The 23,800-nt window shown below is 45.9% G+C and carries 17 protein-coding genes; 16 read left to right on the top strand and 1 reads right to left on the bottom strand.

The genetic code is table 11. The annotated features are described in order from the left end of the window. Positions 1 to 9 precede the first annotated feature (9 nt). The 7 genes from trmB to NBH03_RS12045 all read left to right on the top strand — a co-directional run bounded on the left by trmB (position 10) and on the right by NBH03_RS12045 (position 11,497). On the top strand, positions 10 to 672 hold the full coding sequence (gene trmB, locus NBH03_RS12075; RefSeq protein ID WP_215691249.1) for a tRNA (guanosine(46)-N7)-methyltransferase TrmB: 663 nt from the start codon (positions 10 to 12) through the stop codon (positions 670 to 672). Positions 673 to 861: 189 nt separating this feature from the next. Further along, positions 862 to 1,116 carry a hypothetical protein gene (locus tag NBH03_RS12070; RefSeq protein WP_227082408.1) on the top strand — a complete coding sequence of 85 codons (255 nt, stop codon included), beginning with the start codon at positions 862 to 864 and terminating at the stop codon, positions 1,114 to 1,116. Between the two features lie 409 nt (positions 1,117 to 1,525). After that, positions 1,526 to 8,314 (top strand): DNRLRE domain-containing protein, encoded by a 6,789-nt coding sequence (locus tag NBH03_RS12065; RefSeq protein WP_250799738.1) that lies wholly within the window; start codon positions 1,526 to 1,528, stop codon positions 8,312 to 8,314. Further along, complete coding sequence (locus tag NBH03_RS12060; protein WP_250799737.1) at positions 8,269 to 8,979, top strand: hypothetical protein; 711 nt, start codon at positions 8,269 to 8,271, stop codon at positions 8,977 to 8,979. The genes NBH03_RS12065 and NBH03_RS12060 overlap by 46 nt, the downstream gene beginning before the upstream one ends. Positions 8,980 to 9,126: 147 nt before the next feature. Then, a complete protein-coding gene (locus NBH03_RS12055) occupies positions 9,127 to 9,660 on the top strand; it encodes a phage holin family protein (protein ID WP_250799736.1) in 534 nt (177 codons plus the stop codon). After that, entirely contained in the window at positions 9,647 to 10,615 is a 969-nt protein-coding gene (locus tag NBH03_RS12050; RefSeq protein ID WP_250799735.1) for an N-acetylmuramoyl-L-alanine amidase family protein, read from the top strand. The genes NBH03_RS12055 and NBH03_RS12050 overlap by 14 nt, the downstream gene beginning before the upstream one ends. Positions 10,616 to 10,822: 207 nt before the next feature. After that, positions 10,823 to 11,497, top strand: a complete 675-nt coding sequence (locus NBH03_RS12045; protein WP_250799734.1) for a hypothetical protein — start codon at positions 10,823 to 10,825, stop codon at positions 11,495 to 11,497. Positions 11,498 to 11,880: 383 nt separating this feature from the next. On the opposite strand, the gene NBH03_RS12040 is transcribed toward NBH03_RS12045, so the two are convergent. After that, complete coding sequence (locus NBH03_RS12040) at positions 11,881 to 12,039, bottom strand: DUF1540 domain-containing protein (RefSeq protein WP_015513053.1); 159 nt, start codon at positions 12,037 to 12,039, stop codon at positions 11,881 to 11,883. Between the two features lie 225 nt (positions 12,040 to 12,264). On the opposite strand from NBH03_RS12040, the gene NBH03_RS12035 reads away from it, so the two are divergent. The 9 genes from NBH03_RS12035 to NBH03_RS11995 all read left to right on the top strand — a co-directional run bounded on the left by NBH03_RS12035 (position 12,265) and on the right by NBH03_RS11995 (position 23,799). Next, a complete protein-coding gene (locus NBH03_RS12035) occupies positions 12,265 to 13,299 on the top strand; it encodes a DUF2804 domain-containing protein (protein ID WP_250799733.1) in 1,035 nt (344 codons plus the stop codon). 97 nt (positions 13,300 to 13,396) lie between these two features. Further along, complete coding sequence (locus NBH03_RS12030; protein ID WP_015513055.1) at positions 13,397 to 13,807, top strand: hypothetical protein; 411 nt, start codon at positions 13,397 to 13,399, stop codon at positions 13,805 to 13,807. A gap of 132 nt (positions 13,808 to 13,939) precedes the next feature. Continuing rightward, positions 13,940 to 15,511: an AAA family ATPase gene (locus NBH03_RS12025; RefSeq protein ID WP_015513056.1), complete on the top strand. Its 1,572-nt coding sequence runs from the start codon at positions 13,940 to 13,942 to the stop codon at positions 15,509 to 15,511. A gap of 177 nt (positions 15,512 to 15,688) precedes the next feature. After that, a complete protein-coding gene (locus NBH03_RS12020) occupies positions 15,689 to 17,239 on the top strand; it encodes an amino acid adenylation domain-containing protein (protein WP_250799732.1) in 1,551 nt (516 codons plus the stop codon). 75 nt (positions 17,240 to 17,314) lie between these two features. Further along, positions 17,315 to 17,542, top strand: a complete 228-nt coding sequence (locus tag NBH03_RS12015) for a phosphopantetheine-binding protein (protein WP_015513057.1) — start codon at positions 17,315 to 17,317, stop codon at positions 17,540 to 17,542. 6 nt (positions 17,543 to 17,548) lie between these two features. Next, positions 17,549 to 19,120, top strand: a complete 1,572-nt coding sequence (locus NBH03_RS12010) for an MBOAT family O-acyltransferase (protein ID WP_117528976.1) — start codon at positions 17,549 to 17,551, stop codon at positions 19,118 to 19,120. A 102-nt stretch (positions 19,121 to 19,222) separates the two neighbouring features. Beyond that, positions 19,223 to 20,233, top strand: coding sequence for an SGNH/GDSL hydrolase family protein (locus NBH03_RS12005; protein WP_250799731.1), 1,011 nt, complete (start codon positions 19,223 to 19,225; stop codon positions 20,231 to 20,233). 244 nt (positions 20,234 to 20,477) lie between these two features. Beyond that, positions 20,478 to 21,581 (top strand): ABC transporter ATP-binding protein, encoded by a 1,104-nt coding sequence (locus NBH03_RS12000; RefSeq protein ID WP_250799730.1) that lies wholly within the window; start codon positions 20,478 to 20,480, stop codon positions 21,579 to 21,581. Next, complete coding sequence (locus tag NBH03_RS11995) at positions 21,493 to 23,799, top strand: ABC transporter permease subunit (protein WP_250799729.1); 2,307 nt, start codon at positions 21,493 to 21,495, stop codon at positions 23,797 to 23,799. Before NBH03_RS12000 ends, NBH03_RS11995 begins: the two co-directional genes overlap by 89 nt. Position 23,800: the final 1 nt, after the last annotated feature.

The following is a 23,800-nucleotide window of genomic DNA, read 5'->3' as shown; positions in this document are numbered from 1 at the left end:
AGGTTTTTTATGAGACTTAGAAATGTAAGAGGTTCCAGGGAGACAATTGCAGCAGATGAATGCGTTCTGCATGATCCTGAGGAGCAGCGGGCACAGAAGGGCCGCTGGCATGAACTTTTCGGCAATGACCATCCGATCCACATTGAAGTCGGCATGGGTAAAGGTCAGTTTATCATGACGCTGGCACAGCAGAACCCGGATATTAATTATATTGGTATTGAGAAGTATTCAAGCGTGCTTGTGCGTGCTTTGGAGAAATACCATACATATGAGGGCGACAATATTTTCTTCCTTCGCATGGATGCGGAAGAGATTGCGGATGTTTTTGATGAGAATGAAGTAGGCAGGATTTATTTGAATTTCTCAGATCCATGGCCGAAGGATCGCCATGCTAAACGTCGTTTGACTTCCAAGGAATACTGGGCACGATATGATCGGATTCTCTGTCCGGAGGGACGTGTGATCTTCAAGACAGACAATCGTCCGTTATTTGATTTTTCACTGGAGCAGGTGGAAGTGGCCGGCTGGCAGCTGGACAACTATACGTTTGACCTGCATCACAGTGAATATGCGGAAGGCAACGTTATGACTGAATATGAGGAGCGCTTTACAGCCAAGGGCAATCCAATTTGTCGTCTGGTGGCACACAGAGATCCGCAAAAAAAAGGATAGAGCGCAGAAAACAGACCTTAGACGGATTTGTGAAACATTCAGGATTTTTCGAAAACATATAAAATTCCCCTCTTCACAGCAGGCACGTTCGCACTGCCTAACACTGTCAGCGGTACATAAGATGCCAAAGGACGGCATCTAAGTACCGGACGTGTTAGGAGCACCTGCTGTGAAGAGGGGAATTTTTATATGTTTACCCGAGAATTGAGTGTTTCACAAATCCTGTTTCAAGAACAATATTTCAGCTTGCTGCATAAGATAGTAATAGGAAATTTGAATTCCGAAGGGGGATGCATGGCTTCTTTTAAGCAGAAAATGTCGAATAAGGCAGTGCTGTTTGCTTATGACCATAAACAAATTTCGGAGCGCGGGAAACGGTTGGGGGATTCTTATAAAGAAGTGAAAAAGACAATTGAAAATATTGGCAAGGATAAAACACGCTAAAAGTTGTTGTTTCATATAAGAGACATCTTTTGATATGACTTTGTATAAGATACAGAGAAAATATCAAAGGATGTCTCTTTTTTGATTTCTTGGATTTTGAGAAAATGCAGAGAATAAAAATCTGAAAAAATTAGAAAATATCTATTGACAATCTCTGAAAATGGGAATATAATAACCTCAACATCACGGAAACTAAGAAAATTAGATAAGATATTCTTCAAATGTAAGAATGCATGCAAGAAAGAATGTCTGAGAAAAGCAGAACTCAATGCGGAAAACCTGTTTCTGAAAATTCGAGAATACAGTTGGAATTCCGGGATGGGGCTGCCGTGATGATGACATGGCAAATATCCGGATTTTTGCACGAAACTTTATATATGACAGAACAAAAGAAAAAGGAGAAAGAACAATGAGTAAAGAATTAATGAATACCACAGAGATGAAAGAAGTTATTTCAAAGAGAACGGCCTGCATGAAGGTGTTTGAACATGCGGACCACCGTTTTACAGCGGCCATTTACGGCACACCGGTCCATTACATGAAGGACGGCCGCTGGGAAGAGATCGACAACCGCCTGGAAGCGGCAGCTGATGAAGTGCCGGCTGATGCGGATGATATGGAAAATATCTCAGGGGCCTTCAGAGTCCGTCTGTCCAACAAGGTGAAGAAAAAGCAGATGGTTTCACTGGGAGAGGGCAGCAGAAAGCTCACATGGGGTTTTGTGGATGCCAATTCCGTGAAACGCCAGATTTTAAAGGAAATGGAGGAGCAGCAGCCGGATAGTGCCGGTGCGTTAGAGCATACGGCAGACAGTGAAAAGGACCCCACAGCGGCCTATGCCGTCAGACATTTAAAGAGCCGCATCCTTTATCCGGAAGCCTTCCATGGTGTAGATATCCGTTACACCATCGGCCCGGAAAGCCTGAAAGAAGATCTGGTCTTAAAGCAGGCAGACGCAGTGCATGCTTTCACATGGCGCTATGCTCCGGGTGGGTTAAAGGCCAGACAGGAAGGTGCGGATATCGTTTTTGAGGATGCAGGGGACAGGGAAGTTTACAGACTGTCTGCACCGTATATGACGGATGCCGCAGGGGAAGTGAGCCACGGCCTGACACTGACCCTGACAGATGACGGCGGAGAAAAGAACAAGGAGGCGTATGTGAGACTGGAAGCGGATGCGGGATGGCTTGCGGCAGAAGAAAGAGCATATCCGGTGGTCATTGACCCGGTGGTGACCACCGATGTGGCCAGGGATAAGATCCAGGACTGCCATGTCTCTTCTTTCTACAATACAGACAATTTTTACAACAGCCATATCCTGAAAACAGGCAGGGTGGACGGTTCCGTCCTCAGAAGCTACCTGAAGTTCACCCTTCCGCAGCTCAACAAAGCTTCTGAGATGGTGACATCCGCCTGGTATGTGGCCATCAGACGCCCGGGCGGTTCAGACCAGCGCCGCATTGATATCCACCGTGTGACAAAGGACTGGAACAGTAAGACTGTCACATGGGACAACAAACCGTCTTACGACCCGAAAGTGGCCGATTATATCGCTTTTTCAGGTTCTGGACTGACAAGACTGGTCTTTGATATCACAGGTGTGGTAAAAGACTGGTATGCGGATGGGAAGAACTACGGCCTGATGATGAAAGAGCATGGGGAGGAAGAAGGTACGTATAACGAATACATTTCATCTGATGACAATCTGGATGATAATGCGGCCACACGTCCCCAGATCATGATCCAGTACGTAAGCTGCGAGGGCCTGGAGGATTTCTGGACCTATCACCAGCATGATATCGGCAGGGCCGGTACAGGCTATGTGAATGATTATAACGGCAGCCAGATACTGGTGCATCCGACTTATGCCCTTTCCGGCAGCCGCGCACCCATCGGCCTGAGCCATGTGTTCAACAGCAGTGGACAGGGAGCGGATATCGGTTACGGCAAAGGCTTCCGTCTGAACTACCACCAGACCATGACGGCAAAGAAGATCGGAAGTACAGACTATTACTGCCAGACTGACGGTGACGGTACGAGAAGATATTTTGTCAAGGATACAACAGACAGCAAGTGGAAGGATGAGCTGGATGCGACCCGTATCCTGACCCTGGATTCATCCAACAGATATACGGTGACGGATAAGGACGGCGGTAAACAGCACTTTTTAAACGGGCTGCTTGTAAAGGAAGAAGATGCTTCCGGCAACACGCTGTCGATCTTACACAACGCATCGAAGATCGTGAAGCTGACAGACGGCTCCGGCCGTGCGGTCGATCTGGCCTATGGCAGTGACGGCCATCTGTCTAAACTGACGGATGCGGCAGGCAGGGTGACAGCATTTGGTTATACCAACGGTTTCCTGACATCCATCACAGACCCGGACGGTGCCGTGAGCCGGTTTACGTACGATACGGCAGCGGGCAAGGGCATGATGCTGACAGCGGCGGACCCTTACGGCTATAAAGTACAGTACAGCTATGGCAGCCGGGCCCCTTACAGGGTCAGCAAAGTCACGGAATATGCCGGCAGCACAGAGGGACAGAGCCTGGCACTGGCTTACGGCCATAACCGGACAAGCTTTACAGACAGCAAAGGAAGAAAAGAAGTCTATCTCTTTGACAATGCGGGACGTACTGTCAGTGTGCGCAATGATGCCGGTTACGGTGCGGCATGGCAGTATCTGGACACAGCAAAGAATAAGAACAAACTGTCCGCAGCCACAGACCTGCGCTATGTATCCCCGCAGTATCTGAGGGGCGTCACAGGCGGTGTGGCAGGCTGGACACGTTACAGCAATGCGGATCACGTTGTGGTGGAGGACAGCACAGCAGGGGAAGGCTATATCGGCACAAAGTGTATCCGTATCCGCAGCACAGCGGCCTCCGGTGACGGTGCAGCGTTCCAGAACCTGACGGTAAAGGCAGGAAAGCGATATGTCTTTTCCGCTTATGTCAAAGCCAGCGTCAGTGAACTGGCGGCAAAAGGGCGTATCTGGCTGCAGATAGAGGATACAGCGAAGAACCTGGCGGTCGTGGCGGATTCAGCCGGCATCACGGCGGGTACGGATGGCTTTAAGCGCCTGTCAGTGGCCTTTACGGCACCGGATAACGGGACAGGCAATGGCACATCCTCTTTAAGGATCCTTGCCAGGACCCGAAACTTCAAGGGTACAGCGTGGTTTGATGGCCTCCAGATGGAAGAAGGGGAGGCTGCGGGACGCCTGAACCTGGTCTCCAACAACTGCTTCCAGAATGGCATGACGGACCATACGGCCTTACAGTTCGCTGGCGGTGACGGCGTGTTAAAGACCGGTGCGGCGGCACAGGTGCCGACCGTCTTAAAAGGCACCGTCAATGAGGATAAAGTCAATATCCGTGCTGCGGCGGGTACGGCTTACCCGGCACTTGTCATGGCACCGAAGGGCACCAGTGCCACGATCCACGGGGCGGATTATGACAGTGACGGCGCCATCTGGTATGCCATCCGTGCAAAGATCGGCAATAAGACCTATGACGGCTATATGAAAGGCACCTATCTGAACCTGTCCATTTCAGGGGCGGTTGTGACAGTCAGGGGTGTGGCTGCGGCAGACAACCTGAACCTGCGTGCAGGTGCAGGCACCGGCTACAGCGCAAAGACCATGATGGCGGCAGGCACAGCCGTGGGCATTAAAGGTGCGGCCAAAGACAGCAGCGGCACGAAGTGGTACCGTCTGGCCTTTACTAAAAATGGCACACAGTATGATGGCTATGCATCTGCAGATTATGTGGCGGTCATGCGTCCATCCACTTCCCATGCGGCACCGTCTGGTACGCTGAATGTCCGAACAGAACCGAATACCTCCTGTTCTGTGGCTGTCCAGATCGGCAGCAGTGACAAGGTAAATATCGTCAGTCATGCCGGTTTAAAGAACGGAGACCTGTGGTACGGTGTGAAACTGACCAAAGGAGGCAAAGCCTACACCGGTTATGTGCTGTCTGATCTTGTGACGGTTTCATCTACAGATGTTCCTGCAGAGATCCGGATGGGACAGCAGGAAAAAGTACCGGGCGGCAACGGCCCGACAGGGGACAGCGTTTTAAAGATCACAGGGGATGAGAAGAACAACAAGCGCTGCTATCAGCCGCTGGCCATCTCCGGCAAAAAGGGCGATTGCTTCATGGCCTGCGGCTGGGGCTATGCCGACAGCGTGAGCCTGAAAGAGAAGTTCTTTGAAAGCGATCCCCATGCGGGCAACAGCTTAAACAGCAGGAAGAACCGCCATTTCGGCCTCCATATCAACTTCATATCCAGTGATACCAATGACAGGAATGACATCCACTATGCGGAATTCGGGGCAGACTGCAGTGAATGGCAGTTCATGAACACCGCCTTTGTAGCCAGACATGACTATGTGCGTGTGGATATCGGCTTCTGTTATGGCAGCAACAGCAACAATGCCTACTTTACGGGCCTTGGCCTTTATAAAGAAGAATACGGTACAAGTTTTGCCTATGATGACAAAGGCAACGTGGTGAAGGTGACAGACCAGGCGAAGAAAAACAGCAGTTTTGAATATGACACAGCGGATAACTTAAAGAAGCTCATGGATTCGAAGGGCAATGCTTTTAAGTATGACTATGATAAAAAACACCGTGTGACAGGGGCGGCATCTGCGGCAGGCATGAAATATACCTTTGCCTATGATAACTATGGCAACCCGGTGACGGCAAGGACCGTGGATTCATCAGCAGAAACAGATGCGAAGAAAGCCATGACATCAAAGGCGGTCTATACAACCGGCACGGCGGAAGGGCAGTACATGGCCTCCCAGACTTCACCGGAAGGGGTGACAACGGCATATGCCTGGGATGTGACAAAAGGCCTTTTAAAAAATGTCAGTGTGTCCGGCCATCAGGCGGATTACAGCTATGACACCATGGACCGTCTGACAAAAGTCGCAGGAAAAGCAGCGGTAAACGGAACAGAAACAGATGTCCAGGTCCAGTATACCTATGACAGGGACCGTCTGACCAAGATCACCCATAACGGTTTTGACTATACCTTTGCCTATGACGGATTTGGCAACAGAAAGAGCGTGTCCATTGCCGGAAAGGCGGCAGTCAGCCATGATTATGAGGCAAAGAACGGCAATCTCTTAAAGAGCACCTATGCCAACGGCTGGGAAGTTGCTTACACTTATGATAATCTTGACCGTGTGACAGAAGTGAAAGCATCAAAAGACGGCACAAGTTATACCATTGGCCGGTATATCTATGACAAACTGGGAAGGGTGGTCCGTTTTGTGGACGGACAGGTATCCGGAAAATCCTGCACTTACGGCTATGACCTGACAGACAGGCTGTGTGAAGCGGTCTTTGATGACGGTACAGCCTACCGATACACTTATGATGCCAATGACTGCCTGATTAAGGAAGTCCAGACCACACCGGATGGCGTAAGGACTGTCACAAGGGGCTATGATGCAGACAGCCGTGAAACATCCGTGGCCTGCGGCAGTGCTAAGATTGAAAAAACCTTTGACAAGCTGGGCAGACTTTCATCCATCAGGAGAAACGGCGGGAAACATACGACAGCTTATACCTATGAAACAGCAGCGGACGGCGGACAGACAGGACGGATAAAGACTGTGAAAAACGGCAGCGGCACATGGGAGTATGCTTATGATGCCTGGGGCAATGTGTCGAAAGCCACAGAAAACGGCAGTGCAGACAGCCATACTTATACCTATGATGCCCAGGGACAGCTGACCCGTGAATATGACCCAGGCAAAAAGCAGTTTATCCGTTATCAGTATGATATCGGAGGTAACTTGACAGAAGTACGCAGCTATCCGGTTTCAGAGAGCGGTGCGCCAGAAGGCGACGGAACCGTAGAAAAGCAATTTGCTTACAGCAATGCATGGAAAGACCAGCTGACAGCAGTGACCATGGATGGCAGGACAAGAAACTTCACTTATGATGCCAACGGTAACCTGCTTAGTGATGGTAATTATACTTACAGCTGGACAAAAGGCAGCCAGCTGCAGAAAGTGACAGGCAGTGGACTGGAAGCAATATATACGTATGATGCATCGGGCATCCGGACATCCAAGACAGTGAACGGAGTGACAACAGAATATCTGACAGCAGGCGGCAGTGTCCTGTCAGAAAAGAAGAACGGCATATGGCAGCATTACCTGTATGATGGCAGCGGTCAGTTGATGGCCATCCGTTATAAAGGGGCAGATTACTATTATATTCGTGACGGCCTGATGACGATCACAGGACTTGTTGACGCCAATGGCGCAGTTGTAGTAAACTACAGATATGATAGCTGGGGAAGGCAGCTTGGTATCACAGGCAGCATGGCAGAGACACTTGGCAAGGATAATCCGTACAGATTTAAGGGGTACTATTATGATGATGAGACAGGCATGTATTATTTGAAGAGTCGTTATTATCAGCCGGAGATCTGCAGGTTTATCAGTGCGGATGTGTATATCACGACAGAACTGAATACGAATGGCAGCAATATGTACAGTTACTGTAAGAATAATCCTGTTATGTTGATGGATTCAGATGGCAGCTTTGCCATTCTGGCAATAGCCGGTGCTTTTTTTGCAAAAAAAGGAACAGAAATGCTGGTTGGTGCAGTGGTTAATGTTGTAACGACAGGTTTAGCAGCAAGCATTGTAGGCGAAAAATATACATTAAAAGATGCAGCAATGGCTGCATTAACAGGAGCTGCGGGGGCTTTAGGAGCTGCTGGATCTTTGGCAGCAGGATTAATAAGCGGTTTTGTTGCATATGGGAGTTCTAGAGAGCAAGGAGAAGATAAAACTGTATCCTTTACAAATGCGGTAATGGCAGGCGCTTTTACAGTAGGAAGTACAGGAAGTTTATCAACATTTTTGACAGGTAGTTCTTTAATAAAAACAGCCACAGAGGTAGAAATTAAACTAGGGGCTTCTGCAGCAATCGGTGCAACCTGTGATTTTGGGTATAATCTTATGTCAGCAGCGGCAAGTAAAGCCTATAATGGTTCGGTCCATGCTTCGAAAAAAAATAAGGTTAATATTCAAGCTTGTGCGATAGCTTCTGTAATACAGATTGCAATATGTAAGGCAAAATCTATGAAAAAGAAGCAGAACAACAGGAGGAAAAAAGGATGGATAGATCTGGAGGGTATTCGGAAGAGGAGAACGTACAATTAAAAATTTACAGTGACCAGGATACACATGGAATGGCTGCATGGGTTATAATCTTTGCTTTGGTTTTTTGCGGATTGATGTATTATGATAGCGGCGAAACAAGATGGGAATTGATTGAGCGTGTTGTGCTAGGGGGAGTACCTATTATATCTTTGACGATAACACTAGCTATGTATGTTGCGTTTTGTAGAGAACTGGTGATGAGCAAAGAAGGATGCAGGGTGAGTTTTTGGAAAATACATCAATTCTATAAATGGAATGAATTGAGTGTGAAAAGGTATGAAAACTACAAAGATATGATGTATAGTACGCCAAGAGGCATGAAGCGGGGATATGAGGAAGGGATTTTCTTTTCATTGAAAAAGGTAAAAAAGCCAAAATGGATGCAGCCTAAGACGTACTGTTGCTGGAGAAGACCTTGGAGTGCATTTTATGTTAACTTTTATCCAGGTGGAATTGATGCGGATTTAGAAGAACTACAGCCTGAGAAAGGAATTATTGACTGGACAATGTATTTGGAGAAAACAAAAAAGAAACCAACTATGAAGCAGATATGGTTTGAATCACAGAGAGAACCGGAGAATTACCCAGTCGATAAAGAGCTTTTCCTTCACTACATGGATTTATGGGGAGTAGAAATAGAAGGTTATCATAAAGAAGAGGGCTAATTTCAAAAGCATCCTGTATTATAATAGTTTTTTATGAATTATTTGGTTTCCAATGCCCCGCATTCTTGCGGGGCATCCCCTTACCACAAGAAAAATAAACTGAAAATATACAAATGAAAAATTAAGAGGAAAGGAGATTAACGAAAGATGAGAGATTTAATGTTACAGTTTTCAAATAACATTTTTATAGAAATCCTGATGCTGGCTATCTGCGCGGATACACTGCTGGGGGTTCTTCGGGCCATCAAGTTTCGACAGTTCAACAGTTCTGTGGGTATCGACGGAGCTATCAGAAAGGTGGCCATGGTTGTCAGTGTAGGGATTTTGATGCTGGCGGATTTACTGATTCATGTGAATCTTCTGGCTTTTATACCTGAGGAATATGTGCATGATCTGGGTGTTCAGAAACTGGGGATGTGCGAATTCTTCTGTCTGCTGTTTACAGCCTGTGAATGTTTATCCGTATTGAAAAACATGGTTCTGTGCGGCCTGCCGGTGCCGAAGAAGGTCGAAAGCTGGCTGAGAGATTTTCTTGCCAATATGACATCAGAGCTGCCAATGGATAATGGTATAAGTGATAAGATATATGAAGCAGGCGAGGCGAACACCAATGAAGCGAATACTAATAATAGTGTGCTGAATAAAATGAAGGCAGGAGGTGGAGAGAATGTCAGACAATAAAAAGCTGTTAGTCGTTATTGACCCGGGACATACGGGGAATACCTATAATGCCGGAGCAGTGAAAGGTTATTATGAAAGCAAGGCTGTTTATGATTTGAGCCTTTATGAAAAGGCAGCCCTGGAAAAGAGAGGGATTGATGCTATCCTGACAAGAGAACGGAATCAGGACCCGGGGCTTTATGAACGCGGACAGATGGCAGTGAAAAAGGGGAACGGATATGCCAATGTTTTGTTTGAGAGCAACCATACGGATGCATTCAATGGAAAAGCCTGCGGTGTGACGGTGGTTCGCTCGGCACATCTTCCGGGATCAGAAAAACTGGCAGAGAAAATGATCGATGCCATTGTCAAAGTCATGAAGCCATCCACAGGCATTACTTATAACAGGGGAGTCGTGACAAAGACCCAGAGCAACGGCGCAGACTGGTATGGGGTTATCCGCGGGGCAGTATCTGGAGCAGCTTCACAGGGACAGGCGAAAAATGGCCCGGTTCGTTATGATTATATAGTTGAGCATGGTTTTCATGATAATCCCAAGGAATGTCTTTTCCTGTCGAAACAGGAGAATTTAAAGGCTATAGCGGAGGCCAAGGCAGCTGCAATAGCAGAGTATTTTGGTATTGGGAATAAAAGCCAGCCAGCAAATCAAAGCGGGCAGAGCAGTCAGAATAACCGAAATAATAACAGTCATCAGACAAATCAAAATACTTCGACAGATAGTATGACATTAAATAAAAAGACAGCATATCTGGTCAGAGTTTCTGTTGACGATCTGAACATCCGGCAGGCACCCACGATTCATTCAAAGGCTGTGGGATTTACAGGCAAGGGGGTATTTACCATTACAGAAGAAGCAACGGGAATTGTCAATGCAGCCGGAGAGAAAAGCCGATGGGGAAAGCTGAAATCAGGGCAGGGATGGATATGCCTTGATTATGCAGAGAAAGTGACTTGAAAAGTTTGAAAAGAGTTTTAACTGGTTCAAGATCAGGGAATGAGATGCTATAATGAAAGAGACTGGGAGGTATATTTGACAAATGGAGATGAAAAAAATAAGAATTTGAAATATTTTCAAGGTGCAATAGAAAAAGATATACTTATGGAAAAATTAAAGGAATGGCATGTAGAATTATCAGAGGACGAACTGTGAAAGGATACATAAATGCTTGCAATTAGAATCATTGTTGAGGTTATAATTTTTATCTATATGATGAGCCTGAGTATTAGAATAAGAAAACAGAAGATAAAAAAGACTCAACGAATTAAGATGATAAGAGTTTTTTTGACGATTATGTTTGTGATAGTTGTTCCCTATTTATCATATGTTCCCATAGAGAATTATTTTATTACGTTTAAATCGCCAGAAAAAGCAATGGCATATGAAGAATGGTTGATGCCCAAAAGAGAGATAGACGATATTATAGATGGTAAGGATTCATGTATGGTAATAGAAAAAAGAAAGAAGAATGGGATGATAAGCTATGAAACGGAATATTTGAGGAAAGTACAAGGTGGGTATAAGTTTTTGGGCACATTGGATGTGGAGACAGAAAATATAACAGGCACAGCGATTATAGTATGGCATATTAAAGGAACAGAAGATTATTATTTGTCAGGAGTGAAAATGTCGGAAAATGCAGCGGACCGTGTGAATATCAGAGATAGTCTGGGAACGAAATTTGTTCAAAAAGTTTCAGATGGAGGACATTATAAGGAGATAGTGATATATGATTATGAATATTATGGGTATGTGTATGACATTACGGAAGATTATGAAATATATCTTGATGGGCAGACATATATATTCCCATTTGACAGTAAAGATTCTGTTCGGTGATTTGAATATTGTCTATGAAAGCTGTTAATAATTCAGTGCGTGTATTGGAAGGTAGGACAAGATTTTAATTTAAGTATACGCAGTTCAGTTATTTTTTTAAAGACAATTTTGAGGGTAATAAATGCACAAATTTGAACAAAAGGGGCGTCCGCTTTACGATTTTTTAATCGTTAAAGCGACGCCTTATTTACGCGAGCAACGAGCCAGGGTTCGTGCTTGCACGAGACTTTGGCGTTGCTAAGCGCCAGTGGCGCTTGTTTAGCAACGACCGAAACGGAGTGTAGATGCCGCGATAACTTGAGAAACTCGCGGAGCGTGTTTCTCATAGTTTGATATACATGGGCCGCACGCTTTGGGGTTATTGGTGCAGCCCTTTTTTTAGTTTAGCGGGCTGCAAAAGATTCGCAGTCGGTGCCCTCTTTTGTCTTAGGGGAACATTCGCAGGCGCCGATGCTGACACAGTTTAAGGTACAGTATTCCACATTACCTGCATGATGTTTACAATCATGAACGCCACATTTAATTGAATTGTTTACTTCCATTTTGATAATCTCCTTTCAATTGCGAAAAAACTGAGTCCGTTCAACATGTAATCGTGAGAAATATTTTTCACTTGATACTGTGAACGGAAAAGCTAACATATTGACGGGTGACAGCATTAGTTTGCACCGAAATTTATGAAATATGTATAAAAGACTATTTTTTTTCAAAAAATTTGTTATACTGATAATATACGTTCAAAATAAGAGAAGACAGGAGGGATCTTTATGCAGTATGAGGTAACGGATGTTCAGAAGTTGTTGGATAAGCAAGGATACGTTGTAACGCCTGGATGGGCGAGACGACCGGTCTGGCAGTATAATCGCGAGAATATTGCAGCCCCTTCTTTTCGCATTAAGGAATGGGATTATTATCTTGCGGGCAATGAACATTATGCCGTTGCATTTACCCTGTCGGATCTGGGATATGCGGGATTAATTAGTGTTTCTTTGATTGATCTTGTGGAACGAAAGGAACATACTGAGACCATATTGACGGCAATGCCTATGGGACGATTGGGACTGGGGAGGACATCGGACGATGGCAATGCGGATTTCAGAAATGGTCGGATTCATCTTCGTTATACGGTGAAGCCGCATAGAAGAAGAATTCAGTGTGTTTTCCGTGATTTTCAGGATGGTAAGACATTGACGGCGGATCTTCTGATGAAGCAGCCGGAGATGGACAGCATCTGTATTGCAACACCGTGGAAGGAGAATCAGAAGGCTTTTTATTACAATCAGAAGGTGAATTGTATGCCGGTCAAGGGCAAAGTGAACTTTGACGGGCGCGATTATATTTTTGATGGGAGAAAAGATATGGCTGTCCTTGACTGGGGACGCGGTGTGTGGACTTATGACAATATCTGGCGTTGGGGAACCTGCAGTACAAGGCTGAACGGTGTACCTTTCGGTTTCAATCTCGGCTATGGGTTCAGTGATCGGAGCAGTGCCACTGAGAATGTGATTTTCTATGATGGCCGTGCCCATAAGCTTCAGGAAGTTGTTTTTATGATCGGACAGGATGATAAGGGCAATTTTAATTACATGGATCCGTGGACGATTTCATCCAGTGATGGTCGGTTTGAGGGGATTTTTGAGCCGATCCTGGACAGAAAAGCAAAGATTGATATGAAAGTAATTGCCAGCGATCAGCATCAGGTGTTTGGGCATCTGACGGGGACGGCAGTTCTGGATGACGGAACCGAACTCAAGATGCGGGATGTCATTGCAGCCATAGAAGTTGTTCATAATCGCTATTAAGACTTGTGGGAGAAGTGTTGGCTGATGGAAGAGAGGAACATTAGTCATGTGACAGAAGCAGCTGTTGGCGGAGCTGCAGTAATTAGGAGGGGTTTACATGAGAGGAGCAGTTGAACTTAGGACAGACGGATGTACAGATTTACAGATGGACAGCAATAAGCAATATATTGTGACCAAGTGGTATGGCAGCAGTCTGGCTATTTTTGAAGAAGCCGCTTTTCAGAAATATCTCAGGAGACTGGATACGGATTTCAAGGATAATGGTCATGGACAGAGTGTGATCCGCTATTTTCTGTCAGCGGCCGTTACCATGATGACAGAAGAATCAGATGGATGGCGTATTCCGCCGGAGCTTCTGACGTGTATTGAGAAAGACGGGGAAAGGCTGGAATACTGGGAATGTGAGATCAACAGCAGTTATCAGGACAGTTTGCCTGTTTTTGTAGTGGCAGCATCCGGGAATATGGACAGTGCCATTGAGATGACGAAGGAGCGGCATGCCGCATAAACGGCTTATCCGGTGAATATTATTATGTAACTGTTCAGAGCCAAGTAAAATTTCAAAAAACTTCATAAATAAGCACGAATACATAATGAATATACAGGCAGGGCTGACAGGCAATAGAAGGAGGTGCGGTGCATGGGTGGTTATCTGAATCCTGGGAATGAGAAGTTTGGAGAAGCTTTGAATTCTCAGATTTATGTGGATAAAACGGGGTTAATTGAATATACCAATAGGGTCATGTACAGCAATCAGAAATATGTGTGTGTCAGCCGGCCTCGACGCTTTGGCAAGTCGATGGCGGCCAATATGTTGGCGGCCTATTACAGCCGGGGGTGTGATTCGCGGGAATTATTTCAGGGATTGAAGATTTCCAAAGCGGATGCCTGCGAGAAGAAATTAAATCAATATAATACAATATTTCTGAATATGCAGGAATTTCTCAGTCAGACATCAAGCATGGATGAGATGCTGCGTTTAGTAAAAAAATCAGTTTTATGGGATTTGTTTTTTGAATATCCGGATATTAATTATTTTGATAAAGAAAATTTTAGCAGGGCAATGCAGGATGTTTACCAGCAGACGAAATGTCCGTTTGTGATTATTATTGATGAATGGGACTGCATTTTCAGGGAATATCGCGAGAACCATGAAGCGCAGGAACAGTATCTGGATTTCCTGAGGGATTTCCTGAAGGACAAGGCGTATATTCATCTTGCCTACATGACCGGAATCTTGCCGATTAAGAAATATGGCACACATTCAGCACTTAATATGTTTGATGAGTTTTCTATGACGAATCCGGGACCCTTGGCAGAATTTGTCGGTTTTACGGAAGAGGAAGTTGCCGCTTTATGTAAGCAATATGGAAGAAATTTGTCTGAACTAAAAGAATGGTATGACGGTTATCATTTTGAGAAGGCCAGATCCATCTACAGTCCGCGCTCCGTGGTGACGGCTATTTTAACCGGTATTTGCGATTCTTACTGGAATCGGACGGAGACATTTGAAGCTCTTCGGTTCTATATTGATATGAACTTTGAAGGACTGAAGGATGATGTTTTGAGTATGTTGGCGGGAGAGAGAATTCCGGTTAATACAGGAACATTTTCCAATGATATGACGACATTCTACAGTGAGGATGATGTTTTGACGTTGTTGATCCATCTTGGCTATTTGGGATATGATTTTTCATACAAGGAAGTTTTCATTCCAAACAGTGAAGTGCGGGGCGAATACATCAATGCCGTTGCTGCATCCCAGTGGGGTGAGGTTTCCAAGGCATTAAAGAATTCTTCAGATACGCTTCAGGCTATCTGGCAGAAATATCCTGAGAAAGTCGCTGAAGGGATTGAACAGGCGCACTTTGAAACGGCACATATTCAGTACAACGATGAAAATGCATTGAGTTATACCATTTCACTTGCTTTATATGCAGCAAGAAATTTTTACACTGTATATCGTGAACTGCCCACAGGAAAAGGGTTGGCTGACATGGTTTTCCTGCCTCGCAGACAGTTCCCGGATAAACCGGCATTGGTGGTTGAACTGAAATGGAATCACAGTGCCGAGGGTGCCCTTGCTCAGATTAAAGAAAAACAATACTGTAAGAGCCTCGAAGATTATAGGGGAAATATTCTGCTGGTGGGTGTCAACTATGATAAAGTGACGCGAGAACATACCTGTGTGATAGAGGAAGCGGAGAAATAAATAATAAATTCTATGTAAGAGGATGTCTTAGGGCATCCTTTTTTGTCTATAGTTATACTAAATTTTCTTTCAGAATTCTTTCACTCCATATAACTTTCTTACAATACCCCGACTTTTCCTGTTTTCGGATTTTTTTGTGCTATGATAGGGGCACCAAAGAGAACAGGGGGCGATAGCTTGAAAAATATATTGGAATATCTTGAACATTCAGTCGGTCGGCGGCCTGAGAAAACAGCCTGTGCCGATACAGATACATCGATGACCTGGCGTCAGCTTCGAGAGGCATCAGCGCGGATCGGCAGTTTACTGCTGAAGCACCGGTTGACACACCGTCCGGTGGCTGTTTATATGGAAAAAACACCGGCCTGTCTGGCGGCAATGCTGGGAACGGTTTACGGCGGTGATTTCTATACAGTGATTGACACCAAAATGCCCTGGGACAGAATCCGCAAGATTTTCAGTGTGCTGAAACCGGCGGCGATTATTACCGACAGGGACCATGAAGAGACAGTCAGGGAAGCCCTTGCCTCCGAAAGAAAAGACAGTCCGAAGATCCTTCTTTATGAGAAGGCCATGTATGTGCCTGAGGATCGGGAAGGGCTGGCAAAGATTCGGAGAAAAGCAGTGGATACGGATCTGGTGTATACCCTTTTTACATCCGGTTCCACAGGCATGCCGAAGGGTGTTGCCGTTTCCCATCGAAATGTGATGGCTTATGCGGAATGGGTGAAAACGACATTTGATATCAATGAAGCGACGGTTTTCGGCAGCCAGACACCTTTTTATTTCAGTATGTCGGTGCTGGATATTTATACAACTCTGGCAGCAGGCGCAGAACTTCAGATTCTGCCGAAGCAATTATTTGCTTTTCCGGTGCGTCTGTTGGAGTATATGAACAGTCGAAAAGTGAATACCATTTACTGGGTGCCGACGGCTTTGTCCATAGTGGCTAATTGGAAAGTGCTGGATTATGTGTCCCTTCCGTATATGGAGAAGGTTCTTTTCGCCGGTGAGGTGATGCCGGTGAAACAGCTGAATTACTGGCGGAGAAAAATGCCGGAGCTGCTGTATGCCAATCTGTATGGGCCGACAGAAGTAACGGATATCTGTGCCTATTACATTGTGGACCGGGATTTTGCGGATAGTGAAACACTGCCTATTGGACGTGCCTGCGACAACTGTGACCTGATCATCCTTCGTGAGGATGGTACGGAAGCGGCACCGGGAGAAATCGGCGAACTGTGTGTCAGAGGCTCTTTTGTAGCCGGCGGATATTATGGAGATCCGGACAAAACGGATGCTGCTTTTATCCAGAACCCGCTGAACCCATGGTATCCGGAGAAGATATATAAAACCGGTGACTTGGTCCACTATAATGACCGCGGCGAGCTGCTGTATCTGGGACGCAGGGATTTTCAGATTAAGCATATGGGATACCGTATTGAGCTAGGTGAAGTTGAAGCCGCCGCCGGTGCGGCCTCCGATGTCAAGAGCTGTGTCAGTATTTACGATGAAGTGCATGACAGAATCGTCCTGTTCTATGAGGGTGGTCCCAAAAATGAAAATCAGATGCGGGTTCTTCTGGAAGGGAAATTGCCGCCGTATATGCGGCCGGGAGAATGCATCAGAGTGAAGAGGATGCCGGAAAATGCCAACGGCAAAATCGACAGGAAATACTTGAAGAGCTACTATACAGATTTAATGGATGGGCAGGCCATCGGAGGTTGAGGGGATAAGAAGTAGTGTTATCAAGTATTAGTTGTGGTAGATAATAGAGTGAAAATGGAAGGAGATGCTATTGACATGAAAGAACTGTTAGATATTTTAAATAAAGTGAAACCGGGTATTGATTATGTGAATGAGAAGCATCTGGTGTCGGATGAACTGATTGATTCTCTGGATGTGATGACGATTGTGACGGAGATCTGTGACGAGTTTGATGTGGAGATTCTGCCGACGGATGTGGTGCCGGAGAATTTTGAGTCTGTGGAGGCGATGTGGCAGCTGATCATGCGGCTTCAGGAGGATTAGTCCGGGATGAGTTATACCTCTTATTTTTATCTGCTGTTTTTTCTGGGGGTGCTGGTGGCTTTATATTACCTGATGCCCTTGAAAAAACGGTGGTTGGTGCTGCTGGGCGGCAGTTATTTCTTCTACTGGCTGGCCTCCGGAAAACTGATCGTTTTTCTGCTGATCACAACTGTTTCGGTTTATCTGGGAGCTCTGGCTATGGAGCGGGAGCAGCAGGCCTTTGACAGTGTGCGCAAAAGTCTGGAAAAAGAAGAAAGAAAAGCCAGAAAGGCAGTTATGATGCGCCGAAAGCGCCATATTGTGTTTGCCATGGTGCTGATCAATGTGGGGCTTCTGGCCTTTTTGAAATATTATCACTTTTTCAGTGCCAATATCAATGCGCTGGGAAGCCATCTGGAGCCTGGTTTTCAGCTGCCGGCGCTGAAACTGTTGATGCCTCTGGGCATTTCTTTTTATACGCTGTCAGCGGTGGGCTATGTGATCGATGTTTACCGGGGGCAGACAGCGGCGGATCATCACTTCGGCAGACTGGCACTTTTCCTCAGCCTTTTCACCAATATTACGGAAGGCCCTATCAGCCGTTACGACCAGCTTGCAGGGCAGGCCTTTGAAGGACACAGGGCTGATTACCGGCAGTTTACCTTTGGTGCGCAGCTGATCCTCTGGGGACTTTTCCAGAAAATGGTGCTGGCTGACCGGGCGGCGCTGCTTGTCAGTACCGTTTTCGGCAGTCCGTCGGATTACAGCGGCGGCATTGTGATCCTGGCGATGTTCGTCTATACATTGCAGATTTATGCGGATTTTGCCGGATGCATGGACATCGTGCGGGGCAGCGGGGCACTGTTTGGCATTGAGATTGCCCGGAACTTCAATCAGCCTTTTTTCTCGAAGTCCATCGGTGAATTCTGGCGAAGATGGCATATGACGCTGGGGGCCTGGTTCAAAGATTATATTTTCTATCCGGTGACATTGTCGAAAACAAATATGAAGCTGGGAAGATGGGCCAAGAAACATCTGAGTGTCCATCTGGGGCAGGCAATGCCAACGGCGTTTGCGCTGTTTTTCGTCTGGCTGGCCAATGGACTCTGGCATGGAGCTGCATGGAAATATGTGGCTTACGGCATGTACTACTATGTATTGACATTATTCGGCCTTTTTGGCAAACCGGTGATACATTGTTTTTATGAAAAAACCGGGATTCGGAAGGAGAGCCGGCCATGGCAGCTGCTGCTGATCATCAGAACTTTTATACTGGTGAATATCGGTATGCTGTTGTTTCGGGCAAACAGTCTGCGTATTTTTGCGGAGATGTTTGAATCCATGTTCAGAAAAACAACAGGAAACTGGCTTGAGCTGGGGTTAGACAGACATGATTTGGCTGTGCTGGCGCTGGGCGCTTTACTGATGCTGATGGTGGGTATTGTCAGAGAAAGAGGCATTTGTATACGTGAGCGAATTGCATCATGGCCGATGGTGCTCAGGTGGACCGTTTATGCAGGGGTATTTTGTGCCATTGTACTGCTTGGAGCCTATGGCAGCGGATATGGCGTGGTGGATCCATTGTATGCTAACTTCTAAATCCAAATGCATAATGGGCAGGAGTTTCAGACAGCGACGGAAGCAGAAGTGGGCAATATGTCTAATACGCAGAAATAACTTCGTGAATGAGGAGTCAGTGAAATGCATATATCTAATAGAAAACAGTTTGCCGGACGGGCATTGAAAATGATTGCTTTTGTGCTGTTGACGGTTTTGCTGTTGGTGGGAATGTCGAAGACGTTGGTGCCAAGGTCGAATTCCGCCAGCGGCGGCATGCACAATTACAGAGCCAGAGGGTTTTATGGGGAAGAAAAGGATTCTCTGGATGTGGCGGCCATCGGCAACAGTGATCTGGCCAGTGGATTTTCACCTATGGAATTGTGGAAAACGCATGGCATTTCAGGCTTTGCCTGTGGAGAACCCAATCAGACCATCGATCAGTCCGTGAGATTGCTTCAGGAAGTGCTGACATGCCAGAGGCCAAAAGTTGTTATTCTGGAGACGGACGCCCTTTTCCAGGAAAACATGGACGGTCATCTGACCTCATTGGTCAAGACCGCAGCCAATTATCTTTTTCCGGTATTGGAATATCATGATCGCTGGAAAAGTGTGACGATCTCAGAGCTGATGGGCAAACCGCAGAAACCATGGCATGATGCGGCAAAAGGGTACCGCTATTCGGATGACCGGGTGGCTTACAAAGGGGTCGATTATATGGCGAAGACGGATAACCGGGAAGAAATAGATGCCATAGCGCTGCAGAGCCTCAATCAGTTTGTTGAAATCTGCCGGAATGCGGACATTCAGGTGCTATTTGTGGAGATGCCGTCAGCCAACTCATGGAATATGGCCAGACATCAGGCAGTGGCGGACTACGCATCTGATCGAAATATTCCTTTTATTGATTTTAATATGAAGGATATGATGACAAAGACGGGCTTTGACTGGCTGACGGACAGTCGTGACGGCGGCAATCATCTGAATTACAGCGGTGCAAAGAAGATCAGTACATGGCTGGGAAATTATCTGGGATCGCAGTATCAGCTGGAAGACCATAGAAAAGACAGCCGTTATCAGCGATGGCAGCAGGACAGTGCTGATTATAACCGCATTGTCTCCGGTGCGGACAAGCAGCCTGCCGATGAAAATTGATCATAAAAATTAAATGGATATACAGAAGAAAATGACCGTTTGTGACCGTTCACAGAATGGTCATTTTTTCGTCACAAAATCCCCACCAAAGCATCACAAATATTGGTTATGCTATACCTTGAGAGAAAATAGCATGCTATAAAGCATGAAACAGACAATTACGAAACCCATTAGATATGGAAAATGCTAAAATTCTTGGGTTTCGTAATTGTCTGTTCAAATAGTGAGAAGGAGGAGAGAGGCTTTGATAGAAGTCAAAAATCTTGTGAAGAAATACGGCGATCATATTGCCGTAGATCATCTGAGTTTTACAGTGGAAGAAGGCCATATTTACGGTTTTCTGGGACCGAACGGTGCCGGCAAATCCACAACGATGAATATGATTACCGGTTATATCGGACCGACAGAAGGCAGCATTATGATCAACGGGCATGATATGCTGGAGAATCCGGAGGAGGCCAAGAAATGTATTGGTTATCTGCCGGAGATCCCGCCTTTGTATACAGATATGACACCCCTTGAATATCTGCGTTTTGCGGCCGAATTAAAAGGAATTGCCAGGAATAAAAAGGAAGAAGAGGTTCAGAAAGTGATCGCAGATGCCAAATTGGAGGCGGTGTCAGACCGTCTGATCCGGAATCTGTCCAAAGGTTACAAACAGCGTGTAGGTCTGGCCCAGGCACTGCTTGGATATCCGGAGGTGATTATTCTGGATGAGCCGACAGTCGGCCTGGATCCGGCGCAGATCATTGAGATGCGCGGATTGATCCGAAGCCTTGGCAAGAAACATACCGTCATTCTGAGTTCCCATATTTTGTCTGAAATCAGTGCAGTCTGTGATGATGTGCTGATTTTGTCCCACGGCAAACTGGTGGCCAGTGACACAACGGATAATCTTGGCAAGCTCATGGAAGATAAGGTAACACTGCATCTGACAGTCAAAGGGGATGAGGCGTCTATCAAAGGCGTACTGGATGCTGTTGATGGTGTTGAAAATATTGAATATACGGATTCTGAGGAAAAAGGTTGTGTCGATGTGATGATCCAGAGCGATCCGAAGACAGAAGTCCGTGAGATGATCTTCTACAGACTGGCAGCTGTCCAGTGCCCGATTTATGCCATGAATCAGATGAAGAAGTCATTGGAGGATGTCTTTATTGAATTGACAGCCGATGGTACTGAAACATCTGCAAAGGCACAAAACAATGAAGATCCTCATGAAGAAGATTCTCATGAAGATGAGTTACATGAGGAAGATCATGAAGAACATGAAGAGCACCCGGGAGAAACTGACGAGACAGATGAAGAAGACGGAAAGGAGGCAGCAGAACATGACAGCGATTTATAAAAAGGAATTACGTTCGTATTTTACATCCATGACGGGCTATATCTGCATGGCCTTTATGCTGGTTGTGATTGGTATCTATTTTGCGGTGATCAATCTGTCTTCAGGCTATCCGTATTTCGGCTACACATTGTCCTGCGTCATTGTCTTATTCCTTTTGATGACACCGGTACTGACAATGCGTATCCTTGCGGAGGAGAAAAACCGGAAGACGGATCAGCTGCTTTTGACGGCACCTGTTTCACTCTGGAAAATTGTCATTGGTAAATATCTGGCGATGGTGACAGTATTCGGCCTGGCCCTGCTGATCACCTGCTTTTATCCGTTGATTCTCAGCCGGTTCGGTACCGTTTCCCTGCCGATGGCTTATACAGCCATTTTGGGTTATTTCCTGTATGGTGCAGCCTGCATTGCCATTGGCCTGTTTATCTCATCAGTAACGGAGAGTCAGGTTATTGCAGCACTGCTGACATTCTTTGTGCTGCTTGTATTTTATATTACAGGTGTGATCACCAACGCATTGCCGTCAACGGCGGTGGCATCTTTTGTTATTTGGATTTTCGTTATTCTTTTTGCAGCATGGCTGGTGTATAACCTGACATCCAATATAAAGATCGCAGTTGCGGCGGCTATCATTGCGGAAGCTGTCAATGTTATCATTTTCTTTGCAAAATCAGAATGGATGGCCGGTTCTGTGGCAAAAGTGCTGGGTGCCTTTAATATGACATCCTTCTTTTCTAACTTCGGTTCCGGTGTCTTTGATATAACGGGTATTGTCTATTACCTGTCTATTATCGGATTCTGCATCTTTTTGACGATACAGTCCATTCAGCGCAAACGCTGGGGCGGCGATGCCTTGATGACAGCCGTTGTGCTGGCCATCGTTGTGGTGATCAATCTGGTAGTGGGTCAGATTCCGGTGAAATATACACAGTTTGACCTGACGGATAATCAGCTTTATACGATTACTGATCAGACGAAGACGTTTGTCAAGGGATTGGATTCGGATGTGGATGTTTATCTGGTTGCCCAGAGCGGACAGGAGGATGAACAGATCCAGAAAGTGCTGGAACGTTATGAGTCTCTGTCCAGTCATATCAAAGTGCATACAAAGGATCCGGTGGTCAATCCGTCCTTTACAAAGCAGTATACAGACAGTTCCCTGTCAGACAACAGTCTGATCGTTGTGTGTGGAGACAAATATAAAGTCATCAACTACAGTGATATTTATCAGTCGGAGTTTAATTATTCCACATACAGCAGTCAGACAACCGGATTCGATGCAGAAGGTCAGCTGACCAGTGCCATTGATTATGTGACATCAGATACTCTGCCGAAACTGTATACACTGACAGGTCATGATGAAGCATCCCTTTCTGATACACTGACCAGCCAGATTGAAAAGGAAAATATTGATATAGAAGAGCTGAACCTTGTAACAAGTGAATCTGTACCGGATGATGCAGACTGTCTGATGATCAACGGACCGCAGAAGGATATTACAGCGGACGAAAAGGATCGAATCCTGTCTTATATGGAAAATGGCGGCCATGTGCTGATATTCACGGATTATACAGAAACGGATATGCCGAATCTGGCAGAACTTTTGAATAATTATGGTCTCTCCACAAGTGCGGGATTGATTTTTGAAGGCAACAGCCAGTATTATTATCCGGGGTATCCATCCTATCTGATTCCGAGAATCCAGAGTGCCGATGCAGTGGGCAGCATGACATCCAAGGATCTGGTGCTGATGCCGTATGCACAGAATATCAATATTTCTGATGATGTGCGAAGCACTGTGACAACAGAAGCTCTTTTGCAGACAAGCAGCAAGTCGTATATTAAAACGGATCTGAAGAATCTGACAACAACGGAAAAAGCTTCAGGTGATGAAGAGGGAACGTTTACAGTGGGTGCTGCAGTCACTGAAAATTATAATGATGTGGAGACAAAACTGGTTTATTTCTCATCCTCAGCAATCCTGGATGAAAATATGAATCAGGCTGTGTCCGGCGGTAATTATGAACTCATCAGCAACGTGATGAGCTGGATGATCGATAAAGAAGAAAGTATTTCCATACCGACCAAGAGCCTTTCCACAACCTATCTGACAGTGACAGCTGCAGATGCGGGATTCTGGGGTGCCGTTGTCATCCTGATTCCGGCGGCCCTTGTGATTGGCGGCGGTGTCGTATGGTTTAGAAGGAGGCGTAAATAGC

It is taken from the genome of Coprococcus intestinalis, assembly GCF_023656595.1.
Taxonomy (GTDB): domain Bacteria; phylum Bacillota; class Clostridia; order Lachnospirales; family Lachnospiraceae; genus Coprococcus_A; species Coprococcus_A intestinihominis.
This window is presented reverse-complemented; position numbering and strand designations above follow the sequence as displayed.

Excerpts from the sequence above, each read along its gene's own strand:
- NBH03_RS12030 (WP_015513055.1), top strand. The coding sequence starts at position 13,397 with ATGAGAGGAGCAGTTGAACTTAGGACAGACGGATGTACAGATTTACAG.
- NBH03_RS12015 (WP_015513057.1), top strand. The coding sequence starts at position 17,315 with ATGAAAGAACTGTTAGATATTTTAAATAAAGTGAAACCGGGTATTGAT.
- NBH03_RS12010 (WP_117528976.1), top strand. The coding sequence starts at position 17,549 with ATGAGTTATACCTCTTATTTTTATCTGCTGTTTTTTCTGGGGGTGCTG.
- NBH03_RS12060 (WP_250799737.1), top strand. The coding sequence starts at position 8,269 with ATGGATAGATCTGGAGGGTATTCGGAAGAGGAGAACGTACAATTAAAA.
- NBH03_RS12035 (WP_250799733.1), top strand. The coding sequence starts at position 12,265 with ATGCAGTATGAGGTAACGGATGTTCAGAAGTTGTTGGATAAGCAAGGA.
- NBH03_RS12070 (WP_227082408.1), top strand. The coding sequence starts at position 862 with ATGTTTACCCGAGAATTGAGTGTTTCACAAATCCTGTTTCAAGAACAA.
- NBH03_RS12045 (WP_250799734.1), top strand. The coding sequence starts at position 10,823 with ATGCTTGCAATTAGAATCATTGTTGAGGTTATAATTTTTATCTATATG.
- NBH03_RS12055 (WP_250799736.1), top strand. The coding sequence starts at position 9,127 with ATGAGAGATTTAATGTTACAGTTTTCAAATAACATTTTTATAGAAATC.
- NBH03_RS12040 (WP_015513053.1), bottom strand. The coding sequence starts at position 12,039 with ATGGAAGTAAACAATTCAATTAAATGTGGCGTTCATGATTGTAAACAT.
- trmB (WP_215691249.1), top strand. The coding sequence starts at position 10 with ATGAGACTTAGAAATGTAAGAGGTTCCAGGGAGACAATTGCAGCAGAT.
- NBH03_RS11995 (WP_250799729.1), top strand. The coding sequence starts at position 21,493 with ATGAAGAACATGAAGAGCACCCGGGAGAAACTGACGAGACAGATGAAG.
- NBH03_RS12005 (WP_250799731.1), top strand. The coding sequence starts at position 19,223 with ATGCATATATCTAATAGAAAACAGTTTGCCGGACGGGCATTGAAAATG.
- NBH03_RS12050 (WP_250799735.1), top strand. The coding sequence starts at position 9,647 with ATGTCAGACAATAAAAAGCTGTTAGTCGTTATTGACCCGGGACATACG.
- NBH03_RS12065 (WP_250799738.1), top strand. The coding sequence starts at position 1,526 with ATGAGTAAAGAATTAATGAATACCACAGAGATGAAAGAAGTTATTTCA.
- NBH03_RS12025 (WP_015513056.1), top strand. The coding sequence starts at position 13,940 with ATGGGTGGTTATCTGAATCCTGGGAATGAGAAGTTTGGAGAAGCTTTG.